A 20,117-nucleotide genomic window follows, 5' to 3' on the forward strand; every position below is an offset into this window, starting at 1 on the left:
CCCTCCACTAGGCGACCACCGCGCCAAACGCCATACCGAGTAGGTAAGTAATGGCGGCCGCGCCCATGCCGATGGCCAGCTGCCGGAAACCGCGGGTAACGGGGGAAGTGCCCGAGAGCAGGCCGACGACGCCGCCTGTCACGAGGAGCGCAAGGCCCACCAGGACGGCGGAAACCACCAGCGCCGCTACGCCGGTCATGCCCAAAAGGAACGGGATGATGGGGACGATGGCACCCGAGGCGAAGAAACAGAAGCTCGACGCCGCCGCGCTCCATGCCGTCCCGACGGCCTCATGCTGGTCTTCAGCCTCGGGGAGCTCGGGCCGGAGCGACAGGCTTGGATCGCAGTCGCAGCTCAGCAGACCCATCCGTTCCGCCACGCGGTGTTCGGCTGCTTCGCGGGACATGCCGCGGGCCAGGTACACCAGCAGCAGCTCGTTGTGTTCGATGTCCAGCCGCGGGGCTGCGGACAAGGTGATCTGGGTGGGGCGCGTTGCGGCCAGCAGCTCACGCTGGGAACGGACCGAGATGAACTCACCGGCGCCCATGGACAGGGCTCCCGCCAGCAGGCCGGCGACGCCGCTCAGAAGCACCACCTGGCTTCCGACGCCGGACGCTGCCATGCCCATCACCAGGGAAAGGTTGCTGACCAGGCCGTCATTGGCGCCGAAAACTGCGGCCCGGAAGGAGCCCGCCAGCCTGTTCCGGCCGCGGGTCGCGAGACCCCGGACAACTTCTTCGTGGATCTGCTCGTCCGCAACCATGGCGGGTGTGGCCGAGGGGTCTGAAGAGTAGGGGGAGCGGCCCTCGGCGCGCTGGGCCAGCGCCAGGACAAAGACGGAGCCGAAGTGGCGGGCCAGGAAGCCCAGCAGCTGGCTGCGGAGCGACGCGGGGCGCGGTTTGCCTTCGTGTTCGCCGAGGAGCCTCAGCCAGTGGGCCTCGTGCCGCCCCTCGGCCTCGGCAAGCGCCAGCAGGATGTCCCGCTCTTCACCGCGGCGGTTCTGGGCGAGGTCCCGGTAGACGGCAGCCTCGGCGCGTTCGTCTGCGAGGTACTGGCGCCACCGTTTGAGGTCGGCCGGGCTGGGAGTGGCTTCGGATTGGGCTGCCGGGGTGCCGGCAGCCGGGGTATCGGCGGCGCGGGCGTGGTTTCGGTCAGATTTAGCGTGCTGAGACACGAAGGCTCCTGGGCTTGACGGGGCATGGTTCGGCCCCATTGCAGGTCCAGCGTACCCCGGTTTTCCGCGAATTTTCGGCTGGTATTCCTTAGCAGGAAGTTTAGGCGGGCCGTAAAAACGGCCGTTCCAGGGCCGCTCCCGCGGCCCTGCTTGGCAGCTTTTCGGAGGACGGAACGCGCGGACTATTGACCATGCCAAATGCCGGTGTTGTGATGATTGCCAGGGCAGGCGCTCCCAATGGCCGGCCCCGGGCCGCACAACCAGACACGGAGGTTGCACCATGAACACCACCGGATCAGACCATCTGCCGCACCGGGACACCGTCGAGTCCGATCCCGACTACGATTTCCCCGAGGACGTGCCGGTCACCGATGCAGTGAAGTCCGAGGAGGAGGAGCTGCTCGAAGAGGCCGATCGGCTCGTTCCCCTGGGCGAGGAGGATTTCCTTGGCGACGAGAAACCCGTGGTACCCCTCGAAGCCGAAGAATTCCGTGAGCCGGAGGAAGTAGAAGAAGAGTAATTCAGCCGCGCCGGGTGTAAACCGAGGCTGTAAGCGAACGACGGCGGTGCCTCCCGGGCAGGGGAGGCACCGCCGTCGTGATTAATTTTGTGGAGCTCAGTGGCCAGCGTGGGTGGCCACCGGGTGGGCATCCAGGGGGAGTTCCTCTGTGACCGCTCCGGCAACGCGGCGGTCCCAGGCTTCGCGGACCTCCGGCTCCGTGGGCGGCGTGAGCAGGGAGACCACGACGTAGACGAGCAGAGATGCGCCGAGGCCCCAGTAGATGGGATCGTTGGCGTAGACGCCGTCCTCGCTCGGGATGATTCCTGTGGCGAACATGATCAGCAGGGCCAGGGTCAGGACTGAGCCGACGGCCATGGACCAGGCGGCCGCGATGCCGGTGCCGCGCTTCCAGACCAGGCCGCCTAGGATGGCTACCAGGAGTCCGCCCACCAGGATGTCGTAGGCGATGGTCAGGGCCACCACGACGTCCTGGGCTGCCATGGAGATCAGCACGGCCACGATGCCCAGGCCCAGGACCCAGTAGCGGTTGGCCTTGACGTCGTGCTCGGGGTTTTCGGTGTCGTCGGTGTTGATCGTCTTGCCGAACCAGCTGGCCACGAACGGCACAACGTCGGCGCGGGCCACCGTTGCAGCGGCGATGAGGGCACCGGAGGCGGTGGACATCATGGCGGCTACAGCTGCAGCCATGACCAGGCCGCCGATGCCGATCGGCAGGATGTGGGTGGCAACCTCGGCGTAGACAACGTCCTTGCCGAGACTGGCGACGTCGATGTCTGGCAGGGCCACACGGGCGGCCAGTCCGATCAAGGCGCCGGCGACGCCGTACAGGATGCAGTAGACGCCAGCGGTGGCGCCGCCCCAGCGGGCCACAGTGGGGGTCTTGGCGGTGAAGACGCGCTGCCAGATGTCCTGGCCGATCAGCAGGCCAAGTGTGTATACCACGAAGTACGTAATGATGGTCTGCGCGCCGATGCCGTCGAGCTGGAAGAAGCTCGCGTCAACGCGGGCACGGATGCCGTCCAGGCCGCCCGCGGCGTTAAGGACGAACGGGAGCATGAGGAAGAAGATGCCCACGGTCTTGATGAGGAACTGCACCTGATCGGCGAGGGTGATGGACCACATGCCGCCGACGGTGGAGTAGACCAGCACGATGGCGCCGCCGACCGCGATGGCGAGCCAGCGCTCCCAGTCGAACAGGACCACGAAGATGGTGGCGTAGGCGCCCGTGGAGGTGGCACAGAGCATCAGGGTGTAGGCCAGCATAACGATGCCGGAGGTCTGGGTGGCGCGCTCGCCGTAGCGCAGGCTCAGCATCTGGGAGACCGTGTAGATCTTCAGCCGCTGGATGGTGCCGGCAAAGAGCAGGCTCAGCAGCAGTACGCCGGCTCCGATGGCGACGACGAGCCACATGCCGGAGATGCCGAACTTGTAGCCAAGGCCCACACCGCCCACCGTTGATGCGCCGCCGAGCACGACAGCCGCCATGGTCCCCGTGTAAAGGAAGGGGCCAAGCCGGCGGCCGGCTACCAGGAAGTCGCTGTTGTTCTTGGTGCGGGATTTGCCCCACCAGCCGAAGGCCAGCATGGCGATCAGGTACACCACCACAATGGCGATGTTGACGAAGTTTGCATCCATGTTAATGGGCTCCTCGGAGCGTGTTGGCAGCAAGGCGGGGATCGCGGGGACGTCAGTGCAGTGCCGGAAATCCGCTGCTAAATGGGCGTTGATGCAGGGGGAGGTCCCTGATCGGGCTGATCGAATTGCCTAATAGACAACACTTGTTGCATCTACGGTAGGGTGTGACACCGGTAACAGTCAAGGTGCTCCGTCACCAATGGTTCCTTCCGGCGTCACAAGGTGGTATCCCGCTAGGATGGCTCAAGCGATGGGCCGTGCGGCCGGCTGCGAAAGGTTCATGAATGAAGGCTCTACCAGTTGAACCGAGCAACATCCCAGTTGCGATCGGTTCGCGCATCCGCGCTGCCCGCCAGTCCCAGCGGCTCACCATTGAACAGGTGGCAGACGCCACCGGACTAACCAAAGGATTCCTGAGCCGGGTGGAGCGCGACCTGACTTCGCCGTCGGTCGCGTCCCTCGTCACGCTGTGCCAGGTGCTGTCCATCTCCATCGGGGACCTTTTTGCGGCCCCGGAAACGCACCTCACCAAGAAGGACGAGGGGCCCCGGATTTCGCTCGGCGGCGAAGGCATCATCGAGCGCCTCCTGACCGCCCGCTCGGAACGCCGCGTCCAGATCATCCAGGCCGTGATCGAACCCCGCGGTCGGGGCGAAGCTGAACTCTACGCCGTTGACTGCGACGTGGACGTCCTGCATGTGATCAAGGGCCGCATCCGGCTGATTCTGACCAATGAGGAATACGAGCTCAGCAGCGGCGACACGGTGACGTTCCCCGGCAGGGAACCGCACACCTGGATCAACCCCACGGACAACCCGGTCGAGGTGCTTTGGGTCCTGGTGCCTGCCGCCAGCCGCTGACTCACAGTCACCGCTGACTCACAGTCAAGGCCCGGCGTCGACTGGCGGAAGCCCTTAGCCCACGTGGACCCAGGGCCGCCGCGTGACATCGGGCTCCGCCTCGCGCAGGACCTCCCGGGTTACGGGGGCGATCTCGCCTTCGCCGAACAGCAGGAACCGGGTCAGGTTGGTCAGCGGATTGCCTTCGGTCCAGCGGAAGTAGATGTGCGGCATGAGCCCGGTGACATCCCTGAGGTGAAGCAGAACCGCAGCCAGGGTGTTCGGCACGTTGTTGCTGTGGATTTCAAGGACGCGGAAGCCGTGCCGGACCTTCCCCTCGACCAGGAGTTCCTGCTCGAAGTCGGAACAGTCATCCACCAGGATCTCGATGAAGATTGCGTCGCTGTCCACCGGCAGATGATTGGCCTGCTGGGAGTGCTCCAGTTTGGCCCGGTACCGTGCGGTGCTGAGGCGCTTGGGCTCGTGGGCGATGAGCCGGATGGGCCCCTCGTCACTGGCTGCCATGAACTCCAGCGCCCGTTCATCCAGCCGGATGTGGGTGGCACGAAGCTCGAAGGACCGCCGGACGCGGGAGGCGAAGCTCACCGCCACGATGGCAAGGATGAACATCGCTGCGATCTTCAGGCCGTCGGGACGTTCCACCACGTTCGCCACTGTGGTGTAAAGAAAGACGACGGCGATCGTCCCGAACGCGGCCGTCCGGCCACGTTGCGCCTTGCGCCGGGCTGACAGCGTGACGGCGATGGACGCCGATGTCATCAGCACCAGGACGCCGGTGGCGTAGGCGCCGCCCTGGGCTTCGACGTCGGCCTCGAAGACCACCGTGATGAGGAACGCGACGGCGGTGAACACAAGAACCAGCGGCCGGACGGCTCGGGTCCAGGCCGGAGCCATGCCGAAGCGCGGCAGGTAGCGAGGCACCAGATTCAGGAGCCCGGCCATGGCGGACGCTCCGGCGAACCAAAGGATTGCGATGGTGCTTAGGTCGTACACGGTCCCGAAACCGTCGCCCAGGTATTGGTGTGCCAGGAACGCCAGGGCACGGCCGTTGGCTTTGCCCCCGGGCTGGAACTCGGCTGCCGGGATCAGGAAGGTGGTGATGAAGCTGGACGCAATCAGGAACGCGCTCATGATCAGGGCTGCCGTTGTCAGGAGCCGGTGCGCACCACGGATCCTGCCGGCAGGCTTCGCCTCAGTATCGTCCGGGCTGCCCTGGATCTGCGGCATGACTGCCACGCCGGTTTCGAAGCCGGAGAGTCCCAGGGCGAGTTTGGGGAAGACGAGCAGGGCGATGCCGATCATCACCAGCGGGTTGCCGTGCTGCCGGCTGAGGGCGGCCCACCAGTCCGTCACCACGTGGGCTTCGCTGAACACATGGCCAAGGCCCACCAGCACCACTACGGCATTGAGCAGCAGGAACACCGCCACCAGGACCACGGCCACGTTGATGGCTTCCTTGAACCCGCGGAGGAAGACGATGCCCAGGCCGGCGATCAGCGCCAGCGTGATGGCGATTTCCTGGCCGTGCAGGAAGGCCGGCGCGAACGGATTTTCGATGGCGTGGGCACTGGCATCAGCGGCAGAGAGGGTGATGGTGATCATGAAATCAGTGGCGGCAAACCCCAGCAGTGCCAGGACGAACAGCTTGCCGCCCCACCGCGGCAGCAGCCGTTCCAGCATGGCGATCGACCCTTCCCCGCGGGGGCTCTCCGCGGCCACCCTGCGGTAAACAGGCAGGGCGCCGAGGAGCGTCACCACAACCAGGACCACGGTGGCCAGGGGCGAGACCATTCCGGCGGCAAGGGCGGCAATGGCCGGCTGGTACCCGAGTGTTGAGAAGTAGTCCACACCAGTCAGGCACATGACCTTCCACCAGGGCTGCGGAGTGTGGTTCGCCCGCGGCTGGCCGTGCGGGCCCTGGCGTTTACCGGATCCTTCGGGCATGCCTTCCAGCAGCCAATTCCTTAGCTGATGGGGCTCCCGGTTGAACCTGTCCGAAGGGTCGGCCGGCGGCCTGGTCAGCGTGGTCACGGTATCCTTTCATGCAGCGATCCTTCGGCCGTTTGACGTCGAGTGAGCTGCTCCTGATGGGAGCCTAGGCCCGGCAAACCGGCCTGAACGCGGGCTTTAACGAAACCTTTACGGCCCATGTTGCCGCGATCACTCGATGGTGAGATGTACGTCACATTCCGGAAACCTGTTGGAAACCCAGGATTCATCCCGGCCCCGGCTGTTTAACACGCCGGAAAAATATTGCTGCGCTGGTGGAAACACTCGGGTTGTAGCTTCGGATTCTGGGTTAGCATCCCGGTCTCGTCGTTTTGAATGGTCTCGCCGCAACTGGCGCCCAGGAGCGCCACTTCTTTGAGGAAGGCTCCCGAAATGAACATCTCTCAACTCTCTGTGGGATTGGCCGTGGATCCCGCTGTACTTGATCCCGGCGCGACGGCCTGGATGCTAGCGGCTTCCGCCCTGGTGCTGCTGATGACCCCCGGCCTGGCCTTCTTTTACGGCGGCCTGGTGCGGATGAAATCCGTCCTGAACATCATGATGATGAGTTTTGGCGCCATGGGAGTCGTTGCCGTGGTCTGGGCGCTGTGGGGCTACGGGCTGGCGTTCGGGCCCGACGCCATGGCCGGCCTCGTAGGGGACCCGTTTGCCAACCTTGGACTCAGCGGCCTGACCAGCAGCATCGGCGGAAAGGCGCCCGGGCTCCCGGACATGGTCTTCATCGGATTCCAGGCCACGTTCGCGATCATCACCGTCGCGCTGATCAGCGGGGCTGTGGCCGAGCGGGTGAGGTTCGGGCCCTGGCTCCTTTTCTCTGCCCTCTGGGTCACTCTTGTCTACGCCCCGATCGCGCACTGGGTGTGGGGCGGCGGCCTGTTCGCCGCTACCGGCCTCGTGGGGAGCAAGATCTCCGCGCTCGACTTCGCCGGCGGCACCGTGGTGCACATGAATGCCGGCATGGCCGGACTGATGCTCGCCGTCGTGCTCGGGAAGCGCCTGGGCTTCATGAAGGATCCCAACATCCGCCCCCACAACCTTCCGTTCGTCATGCTCGGCGCCGGTCTCCTGTGGTTCGGCTGGTTCGGTTTCAACGCAGGCTCTGAACTCGCCGCGGACGCCACGGCCGCCCTGGCCTGGACCAACACCTTGCTGGCCACGAGCGCCGCACTCCTCGGCTGGCTGCTGATCGAACGGATCCGCGACGGCCACGCCACCTCCCTTGGTGCAGCATCCGGCGCCGTTGCAGGCCTCGTTGCCGTGACGCCCGCGTGCGGTTTCGTGGATCCCGTCGGCGCCATCCTCATCGGTGCCGTCGCAGGAGTGGTGTGTGCGCTCGCGGTAGGACTCAAATTCAGGATCGGCCTCGACGACTCGCTGGACGTGGTGGCCGTGCACTTCGTCGGCGGCCTGTGGGGGACGCTCTCACTCGGGTTCTTCGCCCTGCCGTCGGCCAAGACCGAGGGCGGGCTTTTCTATGGCGGGGGCCTGACGCAGTTCTGGCCGCAGATCCTCACCGCGCTGATCGTCACCGCCTGGAGCGCTATCATGACCGCCCTGATCGGATTCGCGATCCACAAGACGATGGGCATGCGGGTCTCCGAAGCCAACGAGCGCTCCGGCATCGACGTCACCGAACATGCCGAAACTGCCTACGAGCTGCTGATGGTGGGCGGCAGCTTCCACCCTGGCGAACACCACGGCAAGGCCGTTCACGGAGACGGCGTTCACGCGGACGAAGCTCCGGCGGAAGCATCCGCGGAACGCCAGCCCGACCGGGTGCGCACATGAAGCTCGTGACGGCGATCGTCCGGCCGGAAAAGGTTGAGACTGTCCGGGCTGCGTTGGAAGGGTTTGGAGTCAGTGGCATGACCGTGAGTCAAGCAAGCGGCTACGGTCAGCAGCGCGGGCATCCGGAGGTCTACCGAGGCACTGAATACAACTCGGACCTTCTGCCCAAGGTGCGGCTGGAAGTGCTGGTGACCGAGGACGCCATGGACGGGGTGATGGCGGCCATCGAATCCGGCGCCAGCACCGGACGGTTCGGGGACGGCAAGATCTGGACCGTCACCGTTTCCGATGCTGTCCGGGTGCGGACCGGGGAAAGGGGTTCCGCCGCCATCGACTAACCCTTCAGCCAGCCTCCTTCCCAGGAACCGCCGGGGGTTCTTGGTAAACATCTGATGCACTACGGAAAACCGAAGTGTATGATGGGTGTCACACCACCGATCCTCGAAGGAGAGGCATTCCTTTGGAAGAGCTGCGCATCGAAGCCAACGGCAACCTTGGCCCCATTGATTCATCCCGTATTCCCCGCTACGCCGGGGCTGCCACCTATGCCCGGCTGCCCCGGCTGGACCAGGTGGCCAAGGCGGACATTACGGTAGTGGGAGTGCCCTTCGATTCCGGCGTCTCCTACCGCCCGGGTGCCCGCTTTGGCGCCAACCATGTGCGCGAGGCCAGCCGGCTGCTGCGCCCCTACAACCCGGCATGGGACGTCAGCCCGTTCGAAAACGTCCAGGTGGCGGACGCGGGCGACATGGCCGTCAACCCGTTCAACATCAACGAGGCCATCGAGACCGTCCAGCAGAACGCCCTCGACCTGACGGCCGGCGGCAGCAAACTGGTCACCCTGGGCGGAGACCACACCATTGCCCTGCCGCTGCTGCGGGCCGCCGCCGAGCGCGCTGGCGGACCCGTGGCCATGCTGCATTTCGATGCCCACCTGGACACCTGGGACACGTACTTTGGAGCCGAATACACCCACGGCACCCCGTTCCGCCGCGCCGTCGAGGAAGGCATCCTGGACACCGAAGCCATCAGCCACATCGGAACCCGCGGCCCCCTGTACGGCAAGAAAGACCTCGACGACGACCACCGCTTCGGCTTCGGCATCGTCACCTCCGCCGACGTCTACTACCAGGGCGTCCTCGAAACCGTGGCCAAGGTCCGCGATCGCATCGGCAACCGCCCGCTGTACATCTCCGTGGATATCGACGTCCTGGATCCTGCGCACGCGCCGGGCACGGGAACTCCGGAGGCCGGCGGCATCACCAGCCGCGAACTGCTGGAGATCATCCGCGGCTTCCGCGGCATGAACCTGGTGGGCGCGGACATTGTCGAGGTCGCGCCGGCTTACGACCATGCTGAAATCACCGGCGTCGCGGCCAGCCACGTTGCGTATGAACTGGTCACCCTGATGGCCGACTCCGCGATGGAGGGCAACAGGTTCGGCAAGGCCAACGGCTACGCCGGCCAGGCCCTGGGCCAGGATGTCCGCCAGCCGGCGGGCTTCGCGGCGGCCGGCAAGGAGTAGCGCATGACCGATTTCGATCGGGCGACGGCGGCACCCGCCGGAGCAGGCGCCGCCCCCGGTCAGCGCAACGGCGGGGATCTCGTCGTCGAAACCCTTGAAGCGCTGGGCGCGAAGACGGTCTTTGGCATTCCGGGCCAGCACGCGCTGGGCCTGTTTGATGCCATGGGCCGCGGGAACCTGCACTTCGTGTCCTCGCGGGTGGAGAACAATTCCGCGTTCGCGGCCGACGGGTATTCCCGTGCCACGGGCGAGGTGGGCGTGCTGTTCCTGTCCACCGGGCCGGGCGCGCTGACTTCCCTCGCGGGGCTGCAGGAAGCGTACGCCACAGGAGTCCCCATGGTGGTGGTGGCCAGCCAGATTCCCCTGGACGGTCTGGGCGCGCGCCGCAAGGGCATGCTGCACCAGCTCGATGACCAGAAGGCATCGGCTGCGAACGTCACCAAGAGCCAGCGGCTGATCCAGCATGCATCCGGCATTCCGTCGGCCATCCAGGATGCCTGGACCGAGGCGATTTCCTCCCCGCAGGGCCCCGTGTGGCTGGAGATCCCGCAGAACGTGCTGCTGGATCCCATTGTCGTCCCGCCGGTGGAGGATGCCCTCGCCGAAGCGGCGGACAACCCGCCGCGGGTGGAACTCATTCGTGAAGCCGTGAAATGGCTTGCGGCGGCGGAACGTCCGGCCATCATCGCCGGCGGCGGTGCGCGCCGGGGCCGGGCCGAGAAGTCGCTGCTGTCCATTGCGGAGAAGCTGCGGGCACCGGTGATCTGCACGCCCGGCGGCAACGGGGCCTTCCCGTGGAACCACGAGCTGTCCCTGCAGTCCTGGATCGAGGACCGGCACATGACGGACTTGCTCGAGGACGCGGACGTCCTCATCGTGATCGGATCCTCGCTGGGCGAAGTCACGTCCAACTACTTCACGTTCGAGCCGCGCGGCCGGATCATCCAGATCGACGCCGAACCCCGGGTCCTGGAGTCCAACCGGCCAGGCCTGGGCATCCGTGCCGACGCCGGCCAGGCCCTCACTGCCCTCGACGCCGCACTGGTCCCGCCCGGAGTGCAAGCCACTTGGCACGGCACTTCGCCGGAAGTGCTGGTCAAGGAAACCCTGGCCAAGGTCAAGGCCAGGCTGGAGTCGCAGGACCTGGCCAAAGAGCTGAAGTTCATGGCGGATATCCGCGAGGCCGTGCCCGCGCACATGCAGACGTACTGGGACATGACGATTTCCGCGTACTGGGGCTGGAGCTGCTGGGACGCCCGCGAGGGCCAATTCCACTCCGCCCAGGGTGCCGGCGGCCTGGGCTTCGGCTTTCCGGCAGCGATCGGCGGGGCGGTGGGCCTGGAGACCACCGGGACGTCCGGCGGTTTCGCCCGGGTGCTGGCCGTCTCCGGTGACGGGTCGGCCATGTATTCCATCTCGGAACTGGCCACCGCCAGGCAGCACAATGTGCCGGTCACGTGGCTGATTGTGGACGACGGCGGGTACGGCATCCTCCGCGAGTACATGGTGGGTGCATTCGGCAAGGCGACCGCCACGGAACTGGCCCGCCCCGACTTCGTGAAGCTCGCCGAAGCGTTCGGCGTCCCGGCTGTCCGGGTGTCCCCGGAGGATGTGGGGGACGCGCTGAAGGCGGGCTTCGCCGCGGACGGCCCGAACGTCGTCGTCGTCGAAACCCTGCTCAAGATGTTCGGCCCGACCCACCTGGGCGTTTAACCACCCCACGCACACAGCGCGAACGGACACTTGTGGCCCCTTTCCAAAAGGGCCGCAAGTGTCCGTTCGCGCTTGTCGTTTAACCGCGCACTTCCTCCGCAACCACACCTTAGTTTCCCTAAGCAACCATTTTGGGATATAGTTGCCTAGGGCAAGCAAGGGAGTTATCCAACATGGCAGTTGCACCAGAGACCGCAGCCGATCTCGTTTACCAGATCTTCGACCTCCAGCGGGCGGTCCGCTGCGTCGCCGTCGCCAGCATCCGAGGCCAGGAAACCGGGGTGGCGCTGCAGGGCGTGCTGCGGTTCGTGGGCGAGGGGGAGTTCCGGGCAACGCACCTGGCGGCCCGGCTCGGCGTCAGTGCGCCCGTCCTGAGCAGGCACATCGCCGACCTTGAAGAGCAGGGCCTGGTGGTCCGCAGGCCTGACCCGGAGGACGGGCGGGCCCAGCTGGTGGCATTGTCCGAGGCCGGGGCTGGAAAGCTGCGTGAAATAGAGCAACACCGCACGGCGACGATCCAGGGCTACCTGCAGGACTGGAGCCAGAACGACGCCGAAGAAACCGCGAAAATCCTGAGAAAACTTGCTGAATCCCTCAGGGACTCAGCCCGGGCAAAGACGGCCGGATCCACCGAAACCATTCCAACCGTTTAGGAGCTGCACATGGCAAGCCACGCTTCAGCCACCGGTCCGTCCCGGGCCCTGTCAACGACACCACCGCAGTCATCCGCCCACACGCCGCAGGCCCCGATGAGCCACCGCCAGATCATGGAGGCCCTCACCGGCCTGCTGGCCGCATTCTTTACGGCGATCATCAGCAGCACGATCGTGGCCAACGCGCTGCCGACCATCATGGCGGAGCTCAAGGGCACCCAGACGGACTTCGCCTGGGTCATCACGGCCGCCCTGCTGGCCAACGCCGCCACCACGCCGATCTGGGGCAAACTGGCCGACCTGTTCGACAAGAAGCTGCTCGTCCAGCTGAGCATTGTGATCTTCGTGGCCGGGTCCGTTATGGCGGGACTGTCCGAAACGATCCCGCTGCTGCTGACAGCACGCGTCATTCAGGGTGTCGCCATGGGCGGCCTCACCGCGCTGGCCCAGGCCATCATCGGCTCCATCATTCCGCCGCGCGACCGCGGAAAATATTCCGGCTACATGGGCGGCGTCATGGCCGTGGGCACCGCCGGCGGACCGCTGCTCGGCGGCTTCATCGTGGACAGCCCGCTGGGCTGGCGCTGGACCTTCTTCGTCTGCGTCCCGCTGGCCGTCATCGCACTGATCCTGCTGCAGATCACGCTGAAGCTTCCCCACGTCAAACGCCACGCGAAGATCGACTGGCTCGGTTCCATCCTGCTCACTTCCGGTGTCAGCCTGCTGCTGATCTGGGTCTCTTTCGCCGGCAACCCGGAGTACTACGACTGGTGGTCCTGGCAGACCGCGGCCATGGTGGGCGGCGGCGTGCTGCTCCTGGCCCTCCTGGTAGTGGTGGAGTCCAAGGTGGAGCAGCCCATCATCCCGCTCAAGATCATCGGCGAACGCACCACGGCGCTGGCCATCCTTGCCTCCGTTGCAGTGGGCGTCGGCATGTTCGGCTCCTCCGCGTTTCTGGGCCAGTACTTCCAGGTGGCCCGCGGCGCCACTCCCACCGAGGCCGGGCTCCTGACCCTGCCCATGATCGCCGGCAACCTCATCGGTTCGGTCCTGTCCGGCCAGCTGATCAGCCGCACCGGCAAGTGGAAGCGCTACCTGATTGCCGGTTCCATCCTGTTGATCGGCGGCCTCGGACTCGCCGGAACCATCGACCACACCACCGAACTCTGGCTGACCGGCCTATACACTGCCGTCCTTGGCCTTGGGCTGGGCCTGCTGATGCAGAACCTCGTGCTGGCCGTGCAGAACACAGTCCGGGCCACCGACATCGGCACGGCCAGTGCTTCCGTGGCATTCTTCCGCTCGGTGGGCGGCGCCATCGGAGTGTCCGTGCTCGGCGCCGTCCTGGCCAACCGCGTCAAGGAACTGGCCGCTGAAGGGTTGGCCGCGGCCGGGATTCCGGTCACCGGGGGATCAGCGGGAGCCAGCATGGACCTCCAGGACATGCCGGCTCCGATCCGGGACATCATGCGCGCTGCCTACGGCGACGCCACGGCGGAGATCTTCCTGATCTCGGCGGTGATCGGCATCATCGCCCTCGTAGCGGTGCTCTGTATCAAGGAACAGCCGCTGCGCCGCACGGTGGACATCGTGCCGGCGTCGCCGGCAGCCGGGAACGACGCCGGTCCTGCTGATCCCAGCGCAGTCCCTGCGGCGGAATCCGGCATTGTTGACCTCGACCGGGAGTTCATCGAGGTCCTCAGCAGGCAGCGTGCCCATGAGTCCCGCTTCCCCGAGGCAGCCCGTCCGCCCCGCGCGGCCGTCAGCGAGAATCGCGGCGATGCCCGGAGTGCCGAGCAGGACGATTCCCGGTTGCAGGCCCGGACGATGGTGGCGGACCCCCGTCCTGAAGCGGCCGACGTCGTGCCCCTGTTGCTGCAGACCCAGCAGCTGCTGGCAGAACAGCAGCTTCAACTGGCGGAAGCACTGCGGGCCGTTCACGAGCAGACGGCGGAGCAGCGGGAGATCGCTGCCGAACAGTCGCGCATCAGCGAGCAGCTCACCACCGTGCGCCGGCAGCTGGCCAAGGAACGGAAACTGCAGCGTGCGGCAGCGGACTACATCGCAACGCATGGACGCCACGCAGCCCCGCCCGCGCCGCAGGAGTAACCGTCCCGGAGTAACACGTACGACGGCGACGGCGGCTGAGTGCCGCCGGTCGCCGTCGTCTTACATTATTGGCATTCCGGTAGGTCAGGGATCGGGAAGCGGGGAGGCCACCACCACCACGTTCTTCCCCCACGGATCTTCCGTATAGCAGCTGATCAGGACGAGCCGGTTGGGAACTGCTGTCCAGATCGGGCTGTCTTTCAGGCTGGCCTTCACGTAGGTGTCCACCGAGTCCACCCGGTACCGCATTGTTCCCGTTGCCGTGGTGGCTTCGAAGACGTCCCCCGGGGCGCTCGCGGCGCTGAGCCGGTTGAACGGGGCGTCGCGGCCCTCCCAGCTATGGCCGAGGATGTAGGTCGTGTTGGTAGACCCGGTACCCGGCATGCCGAAGTCTGTTACCCAGTAGCCGTCCACCGTGATTGGCGGCACGATCGCCTGGGATTCCAGTTCCTCCGACGTCGGGGTGAGCGGGTGGATGGTGACGTCCAGCCCGGCCGCGGGGTACACAATCCGGGTGGGTGCCGCGGCCGGTGGATAGTTGGGAAGGGTCTGCGGTTGCTGTGGTGCAGGCGCAGCGGCAGCGGTTGCCTTGCCGGCCCCCGTGGCTGAGGCCTTGCCGCTCCAGGGGAACGTATCAGGCGGGACGGCGGAGCCGGGTGAGGCAGGGTTGGCGGCCCGTGAATAAGGAGCAGCCGACAGGTGAAGTCCTGGCCCGCCGGGGGTGGTCCCGGCAGTTACGATTCCAGGCAGGAACGTCAGAACGAAAAAGGCGACAACGCCGGCCAGCAGCAGCAGCCGATCGCCACGGTTGAGCGAACGGCGTCTCGCTGACAGCCGGCCGAGGACCCGGCGCCTCAGTGAAGCGCGCCGGCTGCCGCGGGGCGGGCTGTTTGCAGGCCTGTGGCCGGGTACGGACATTGGAACTCCTCCAGAGAGGTGGTGAGGACGGGCATCGCGCCGTGGCGGTTGATGCCCGTCCTCACCGCAGGATCTGCCTTACTAGGATTCGGGCGCATCCTGTAGGCGTCCCCGCTGCCGGAGGGCAATCAGCCCCGTTGCCCCAAGCAGTGCCGCCAGGCCGCCAAACCAGGCAGGCATTCCGGCGTCGGGCTGGCTTCCGGCCGCAGTCTGTGCGTTAAATCCCCGGTTGACCACCGGTACTGTTGCTGCGGCGGCACCGACGGGTGCTGCTGCCGCCCCGGCAGGAGCCTGTACCGGCGGCGTGACCACTGGCGGCGTCACCTCGGGCGGGGTGACAACGGGCGGTGTCACCTCAGGCGGGGTCACCTCGGGCGGGGTGACAACGGGCGGTGTCACCTCAGGCGGGGTCACGACCGGCGGCTGTTCTTCCTCTTCTCCCTCTTCCTCTGCGGGGCAGCAACCACCGGCCGGGACCGGATAGATGTCGGCGTGGCCGTTGTGTCCGTCCTTGTGGCCGTTCCACCAAGCCTTTTCCGAAATGGTGATGACGACGTAGGGGTTCGTTTCAGATCCCGTGGCATGGCAGATCGTGATCTTGTCCGCGCCGTGGTCCGAGTCGTCGTCGTCCTTGCCGCCGCCTCCGCCGTGTCCGCCGCCGGGGCAGCCGGCCGCAGGTGCTGGAATCAGGTCGCCAGGATGCAGGGCATGGCCGTTTCCGTTGAGCGAGTTTTCGCTGACGGTGATTTGCACGTAGGGGTTTGATTCGGATCCGGTGGCGTGGCAAATGCTGACCTTTTTGTCGCCGGTTTCGTCGTTGTCACCCTGGCCGCCGGCATTTGCGGGCGCGGTGACGCCTATTAACGCAATGCCCGCAATGCCGGCAGTTGCGAGGATTCTCTTCATGGGATTCTCCATCTGGATCATTCATTGGACTGACCAGACTGCGGGAGCGGGAAGGCCCATGGAGGAGCCGACCGTTGTTCGAAGATAACCAGATCATCTGCGACTCTCCTGCAGAGTTGTCAACTAACTGACCACTTCACGCTATGCCTGGGGCACTGCGTAGTCGCGAGTGATCGCTACTTGACTGGGCACTCGTTTTTCACAGATAGGCCCACTTGTGCCGACAGATATCACCCGTTTCATCCGTAACACAGGGCACGGAGGGCAGCAGCGGCATTGCCCTTGGTTCCACGCCAATGCCGCCGGTACGCCCATCGGATGATCTTTAGCCGGTGTTGTTTCGCATAGGCAACGGATTTCGTAGAGTGGGAAGGCTGAGAGTGTCAGCCCCCGCTGGTATTACTTTCTTGCACTCACTTCGCGCTCTTCCCAAAGGACACCCGGGCATGCTTGTCACCCTCATACGGCGCTACACCAAGCCGTATCTGCCGTACATCGCAGCAGTCATTCTTTTCCAGCTGGCATCGACCATCGCGGCGCTCTACCTTCCCAGCCTGAACGCTCAGATCATCGACGAGGGCGTTTCACGCGGAGACACGGATTACATCTGGAGAACGGGCGGACTCATGCTCGGGGTCGCGCTGGTCCAGGTGGCCACCGCCATCGCCGGGGTATATTTCGGGTCCAGAGCGGCCATGGCCTTCGGCAGGGACCTGCGGCGCGGGGTCTTCCGCAAAGTGACCAGCTTTTCGGCTAAGGACGTCAATGTCTTTGGCGCACCAACGCTCATTACGCGCGGCACAAACGACGTCCAGCAGGTCCAGATGCTCGTCCTGATGGGGCTGAACTTCATGGTGGCCACCCCCATCATGTGCATCGGCGGGATCATCATGGCTCTGCGCGAGGACCTGAGCCTGTCCTGGCTGGTGTGGGTCTCGGTTCCGGTGCTCATTGCCGTGGTGGGATACCTCGTGGTCCGGCTGATGCCGCTCTTTCGCTCCATGCAGACGAAAATCGACCGCATCAACGGCGTTCTCCGCGAACAGATCATCGGCATCCGCGTGGTCCGGGCCTTCGTCCGGGAACCGCACGAGACGGAGCGTTTTGGCGCGGCCAACCGGGAACTCACCGACGTCTCGCTGAAGATCGGCTCGCTGTTCGTGCTGATGTTCCCGGCCATCGGCATGATCCTCCACGTCTCCACGGCCGCCGTGCTGTGGTTTGGCGGCCAGCGCGTGGATGCAGGGGAGATGCAGGTCGGGTCCTTGACCGCTTTCCTGCAGTACCTCCTCCAAATCCTGATGGCGGTCATGATGGGCACGTTCATGGCCATGATGATTCCGCGCGCCTCGGTCTGCGCTGACCGCATCGGTGAAGTGCTCGACGTCGAGCCCTCCATCCATGAACCTGCGGCGCCGGTGGGGCCCGCCCAAAGGACCGGACGCGTGGAATACCGCAATGTCTCGTTCGCCTACCCGGGGGCCGAAGAGCCGGTCCTGAGCAACATCAGCTTCACCGCCGAGCCCGGCCAGACGGTGGCCATCGTCGGCTCAACCGGCGCCGGCAAAACCACCCTGGTCTCGCTGCTGCCGCGGCTTTACGACGTCGCGTCCGGCGAGGTACTGCTTGACGGCGTCCCCATCACGAATCTGGAGCGTTCCGAGATCACCGGGCGGGTGGCCATGGTGCCGCAGCGGCCGTACCTGTTCTCCGGGACCATCGAGCACAACCTGCGCTTCGGCAAGACCGAGGCCACCGACCAGGAACTGTGGGAAGCGCTGACGGTGGCGCAGGCCGCAGACTTCGTCCGCGAGAAGAAGAACGGACTCGGGTCCAGGATCGCCCAGGGCGGCACCAACGTTTCGGGCGGGCAGCGCCAGCGCCTGTGCATTGCCAGAGCTTTGGTCACCCAGCCAAAGGTGTACTTGTTCGACGACTCTTTCTCGGCCCTCGACGTCGCCACCGATGCCCGTCTTCGCCGGGCGCTCAAGGCAAAGACGGCGGATGCCACGGTCATCATCGTGGGCCAGCGGGTGTCCACCATTGCCGACGCCGACCAGATCCTGGTGCTGGACAACGGCCGAATTGTGGACCGGGGCACGCATGATGAACTGCTGCTCAGTTCCAGCACGTATCAGGAGATCGTGGAGTCCCAGCTGACCGCGGAGGAAGTGGCATGAGCACCAACGAAAAACTCCCCGCCGGGAAAATCACTGCAGAGAAACTCACCGCAGGCGCGGGAACCGTTACCGCGGACGACGACGACTTCGTCGAAGAGGAATACAAACCCACCGAGGCCGACGGCGACATGTTCGGCGGCGCGCCGGCGAAGAAGGCCGAGCATTTCTGGCCGTCCGCGAAGCGACTGATGGGCCTGCTGAAGCCGGAGTCGGCCGGCATTGCGCTGGTGCTTGCCATGGTGACGGTCGCCGTCGTCCTTAACGTCGTCGCCCCCAGGATCCTGGGGCAGGCCATGGACGTCATTTTCGGGGGAGTGGTAGGAAAGCAGCTGCCCGCCGGGGTGAGCAAGGACCAGTTCGTCGACGGGCTGCGTGCCCAGGGTGAGAACAACTTCGCGGACATGATCGCCCGGATGGAACTCGTTCCGGGTGCGGGAATTGACTTCCAGAAGCTGTCGTTCCTGATCAGCGTGGTGCTGGTGATGTACTTCGTCGCGAACATCTTCACCTGGCTGCAGGGCTACGTCCTGAACGTCCTGGTCATGCGCGTGGTCCGCAAACTGCGTGACGACACGGAGAAAAAGCTGAACCGGCTGCCGTTGAACTACTTCGACATCCGCCAGCGCGGAGACACTCTTTCCCGCGTCACCAACGACGTCGACAACATTCAGCAGGCGCTGCAGCAGGCCTTCGCGCAGCTGCTCAGTTCCGCGCTGACGGTGATCGGCATCGTCATCATGATGTTCATCGTGTCGTGGCAGCTGGCCCTCATCGCCCTGGTTGCCCTTCCGCTGTCCGGGGTGGCCGCCGGCATCATCGGCGCGCGAAGCCAGAAGCTGTTCGCCGCCCAGTGGAAGAACACCGGCACACTCAACGGCCAGATTGAGGAATCGTTCGCCGGACACGACCTCGTGCGCGTCTTCGGCCGGGATGCGGATATCCTGGCACGCTTCGACGAACGGAACGAGGCCCTCTACAAGGCCAGCTTCGGAGCGCAGTTCGTCTCGGGCATGATCATGCCGGTGATGCAATTCGTGTCCTACCTCAGCTACGTCGGCATCGCCGTGGTCGGCGGACTGCGTGTGGCTTCCGGCGGCATGAGCCTTGGAGACGCCACAGCGTTCATCCAGTACTCACGCGAATTCACTCAACCGCTGGGGCAGATGGCCGGCATGGCCAACATGCTGCAGTCCGGTGTTGCCTCGGCCGAGCGCGTCTTCGAATTCCTGGATGCGGAAGAGCAGGATGCCGAGACCGCCATCGAGCACCTTCCGGCCAAGACCGACGGGCATGTCGAGTTCAAGCGGGTGACCTTCAGCTACTCGGCGGACAAGCCCCTGATCGAGGACCTTTCCTTCAACGCCGAGCCAGGGCATACCGTGGCAATTGTCGGCCCCACCGGCGCAGGCAAGACCACCCTGGTGAATCTCGTGATGCGGTTCTACGAGCTCAACTCGGGAAGCATCACGCTGGACGGTGTGGACATCACCCGGCTGAGCCGCTCGGAACTGCGGGCCAAGGTGGGCATGGTGCTGCAGGACGCCTGGCTGTTCGGTGGGAGCATCTACGACAACATCAAATACGGCAACCTCAACGCCACCGAGGAGCAGATCATGGAGGCGGCACGGGCCACCTTCGTGGACCGGTTCGTCCGGGCATTGCCGGACGGCTATAACACCGTCATCGATGAAGAAGGCAACAATGTCAGTGCCGGTGAGAAGCAGCTGATCACCATCGCGCGGGCCTTTGTGGCGAACCCGTCGCTGCTCATCCTGGACGAGGCAACCAGTTCGGTTGATACGCGCACTGAGGTGCTGGTGCAGAAAGCAATGGCGGCCCTTCGGACGGACCGCACCAGCTTTGTGATCGCGCACCGGCTGTCCACCATCCGCGATGCCGATACCATCCTGGTGATGGAAGCCGGGCGCATCGTGGAGCAGGGCAACCACCGCGACCTGCTCGAACTCCAGGGCGCCTACTACCGGCTCTACATGTCCCAGTTCGCCGGCGAGGACGCGGAGCAGTCGCTGGCCGATGAGGCGACGGCGGTGCACAGTTGAGCGCGCGGATTGCTTCAGACGACCAGGCTGTTTCCAGCGACCAGGCTGCTTCAAGCCCCCGGC

Annotated in this window: 15 protein-coding genes; 10 read left to right on the forward strand and 5 right to left on the reverse strand. The window is 65.4% G+C overall.

The features are described 5' to 3' along the window. Positions 1–7 precede the first annotated feature (7 nt). Entirely contained in the window at positions 8–1,174 is a 1,167-nt protein-coding gene (locus J7I92_RS12610) for a VIT1/CCC1 transporter family protein (protein WP_214840986.1), read from the reverse strand. Between the two features lie 280 nt (positions 1,175–1,454). On the opposite strand from J7I92_RS12610, the gene J7I92_RS12615 reads away from it, so the two are divergent. After that, the gene (locus J7I92_RS12615; protein ID WP_214840988.1) at positions 1,455–1,694 is read left to right on the forward strand and encodes a hypothetical protein; all 240 of its coding nucleotides are present in this window, start codon (positions 1,455–1,457) and stop codon (positions 1,692–1,694) included. Between the two features lie 96 nt (positions 1,695–1,790). On the opposite strand, the gene J7I92_RS12620 is transcribed toward J7I92_RS12615, so the two are convergent. Next, positions 1,791–3,332 carry a sodium:solute symporter gene (locus J7I92_RS12620; RefSeq protein WP_214840990.1) on the reverse strand — a complete coding sequence of 514 codons (1,542 nt, stop codon included), beginning with the start codon at positions 3,330–3,332 and terminating at the stop codon, positions 1,791–1,793. A gap of 284 nt (positions 3,333–3,616) precedes the next feature. On the opposite strand from J7I92_RS12620, the gene J7I92_RS12625 reads away from it, so the two are divergent. Then, entirely contained in the window at positions 3,617–4,192 is a 576-nt protein-coding gene (locus J7I92_RS12625; RefSeq protein ID WP_214840992.1) for a helix-turn-helix domain-containing protein, read from the forward strand. A 54-nt stretch (positions 4,193–4,246) separates the two neighbouring features. On the opposite strand, the gene J7I92_RS12630 is transcribed toward J7I92_RS12625, so the two are convergent. After that, positions 4,247–6,223 carry an amino acid transporter gene (locus tag J7I92_RS12630; protein ID WP_214840994.1) on the reverse strand — a complete coding sequence of 659 codons (1,977 nt, stop codon included), beginning with the start codon at positions 6,221–6,223 and terminating at the stop codon, positions 4,247–4,249. Positions 6,224–6,574: 351 nt separating this feature from the next. On the opposite strand from J7I92_RS12630, the gene J7I92_RS12635 reads away from it, so the two are divergent. From J7I92_RS12635 to J7I92_RS12660, 6 genes are all read left to right on the forward strand, one after another. Beyond that, positions 6,575–7,990 (forward strand): ammonium transporter, encoded by a 1,416-nt coding sequence (locus tag J7I92_RS12635; RefSeq protein ID WP_251039864.1) that lies wholly within the window; start codon positions 6,575–6,577, stop codon positions 7,988–7,990. Further along, positions 7,987–8,328 carry a P-II family nitrogen regulator gene (locus J7I92_RS12640; RefSeq protein WP_214840996.1) on the forward strand — a complete coding sequence of 114 codons (342 nt, stop codon included), beginning with the start codon at positions 7,987–7,989 and terminating at the stop codon, positions 8,326–8,328. Before J7I92_RS12635 ends, J7I92_RS12640 begins: the two co-directional genes overlap by 4 nt. 122 nt (positions 8,329–8,450) lie before the next feature. Then, positions 8,451–9,515 (forward strand): agmatinase, encoded by a 1,065-nt coding sequence (speB, locus tag J7I92_RS12645; RefSeq protein WP_214840998.1) that lies wholly within the window; start codon positions 8,451–8,453, stop codon positions 9,513–9,515. Between the two features lie 3 nt (positions 9,516–9,518). Further along, positions 9,519–11,228, forward strand: coding sequence for a thiamine pyrophosphate-binding protein (locus J7I92_RS12650; protein WP_214841000.1), 1,710 nt, complete (start codon positions 9,519–9,521; stop codon positions 11,226–11,228). A gap of 173 nt (positions 11,229–11,401) precedes the next feature. After that, positions 11,402–11,881 carry a MarR family winged helix-turn-helix transcriptional regulator gene (locus tag J7I92_RS12655; protein ID WP_214841002.1) on the forward strand — a complete coding sequence of 160 codons (480 nt, stop codon included), beginning with the start codon at positions 11,402–11,404 and terminating at the stop codon, positions 11,879–11,881. Positions 11,882–11,890: 9 nt separating this feature from the next. Further along, positions 11,891–13,990, forward strand: coding sequence for an MFS transporter (locus tag J7I92_RS12660; RefSeq protein WP_214841004.1), 2,100 nt, complete (start codon positions 11,891–11,893; stop codon positions 13,988–13,990). An 84-nt stretch (positions 13,991–14,074) separates the two neighbouring features. On the opposite strand, the gene J7I92_RS12665 is transcribed toward J7I92_RS12660, so the two are convergent. Together J7I92_RS12665 and J7I92_RS12670 are read right to left on the reverse strand one after the other, a co-directional pair. Next, a complete protein-coding gene (locus J7I92_RS12665) occupies positions 14,075–14,908 on the reverse strand; it encodes a class F sortase (RefSeq protein ID WP_214841005.1) in 834 nt (277 codons plus the stop codon). Positions 14,909–14,989: 81 nt separating this feature from the next. Then, positions 14,990–15,814 (reverse strand): hypothetical protein, encoded by an 825-nt coding sequence (locus tag J7I92_RS12670; protein WP_214841006.1) that lies wholly within the window; start codon positions 15,812–15,814, stop codon positions 14,990–14,992. Between the two features lie 446 nt (positions 15,815–16,260). Here J7I92_RS12670 and J7I92_RS12675 point away from each other — a divergent pair, with 446 nt between their 5' ends. Next, positions 16,261–17,994, forward strand: coding sequence for an ABC transporter ATP-binding protein (locus J7I92_RS12675; protein WP_214841007.1), 1,734 nt, complete (start codon positions 16,261–16,263; stop codon positions 17,992–17,994). Beyond that, the gene (locus J7I92_RS12680) at positions 17,991–20,054 is read left to right on the forward strand and encodes an ABC transporter ATP-binding protein (protein WP_396020380.1); all 2,064 of its coding nucleotides are present in this window, start codon (positions 17,991–17,993) and stop codon (positions 20,052–20,054) included. The genes J7I92_RS12675 and J7I92_RS12680 overlap by 4 nt, the downstream gene beginning before the upstream one ends. The last annotated feature ends 63 nt before the right edge of the window (positions 20,055–20,117 follow it).

The sequence above is a fragment of the Arthrobacter sp. ISL-72 genome, assembly GCF_018613755.1.
GTDB lineage: Bacteria > Actinomycetota > Actinomycetes > Actinomycetales > Micrococcaceae > Arthrobacter.

Excerpts from the sequence above, each read along its gene's own strand:
- J7I92_RS12640 (WP_214840996.1), top strand. The coding sequence starts at position 7,987 with ATGAAGCTCGTGACGGCGATCGTCCGGCCGGAAAAGGTTGAGACTGTC.
- J7I92_RS12650 (WP_214841000.1), top strand. The coding sequence starts at position 9,519 with ATGACCGATTTCGATCGGGCGACGGCGGCACCCGCCGGAGCAGGCGCC.
- J7I92_RS12615 (WP_214840988.1), top strand. The coding sequence starts at position 1,455 with ATGAACACCACCGGATCAGACCATCTGCCGCACCGGGACACCGTCGAG.
- J7I92_RS12680 (WP_396020380.1), top strand. The coding sequence starts at position 17,991 with ATGAGCACCAACGAAAAACTCCCCGCCGGGAAAATCACTGCAGAGAAA.
- J7I92_RS12660 (WP_214841004.1), top strand. The coding sequence starts at position 11,891 with ATGGCAAGCCACGCTTCAGCCACCGGTCCGTCCCGGGCCCTGTCAACG.
- J7I92_RS12675 (WP_214841007.1), top strand. The coding sequence starts at position 16,261 with ATGCTTGTCACCCTCATACGGCGCTACACCAAGCCGTATCTGCCGTAC.
- J7I92_RS12625 (WP_214840992.1), top strand. The coding sequence starts at position 3,617 with ATGAAGGCTCTACCAGTTGAACCGAGCAACATCCCAGTTGCGATCGGT.
- J7I92_RS12655 (WP_214841002.1), top strand. The coding sequence starts at position 11,402 with ATGGCAGTTGCACCAGAGACCGCAGCCGATCTCGTTTACCAGATCTTC.
- J7I92_RS12670 (WP_214841006.1), bottom strand. The coding sequence starts at position 15,814 with ATGAAGAGAATCCTCGCAACTGCCGGCATTGCGGGCATTGCGTTAATA.
- J7I92_RS12620 (WP_214840990.1), bottom strand. The coding sequence starts at position 3,332 with ATGGATGCAAACTTCGTCAACATCGCCATTGTGGTGGTGTACCTGATC.
- J7I92_RS12635 (WP_251039864.1), top strand. The coding sequence starts at position 6,575 with ATGAACATCTCTCAACTCTCTGTGGGATTGGCCGTGGATCCCGCTGTA.
- J7I92_RS12665 (WP_214841005.1), bottom strand. The coding sequence starts at position 14,908 with ATGTCCGTACCCGGCCACAGGCCTGCAAACAGCCCGCCCCGCGGCAGC.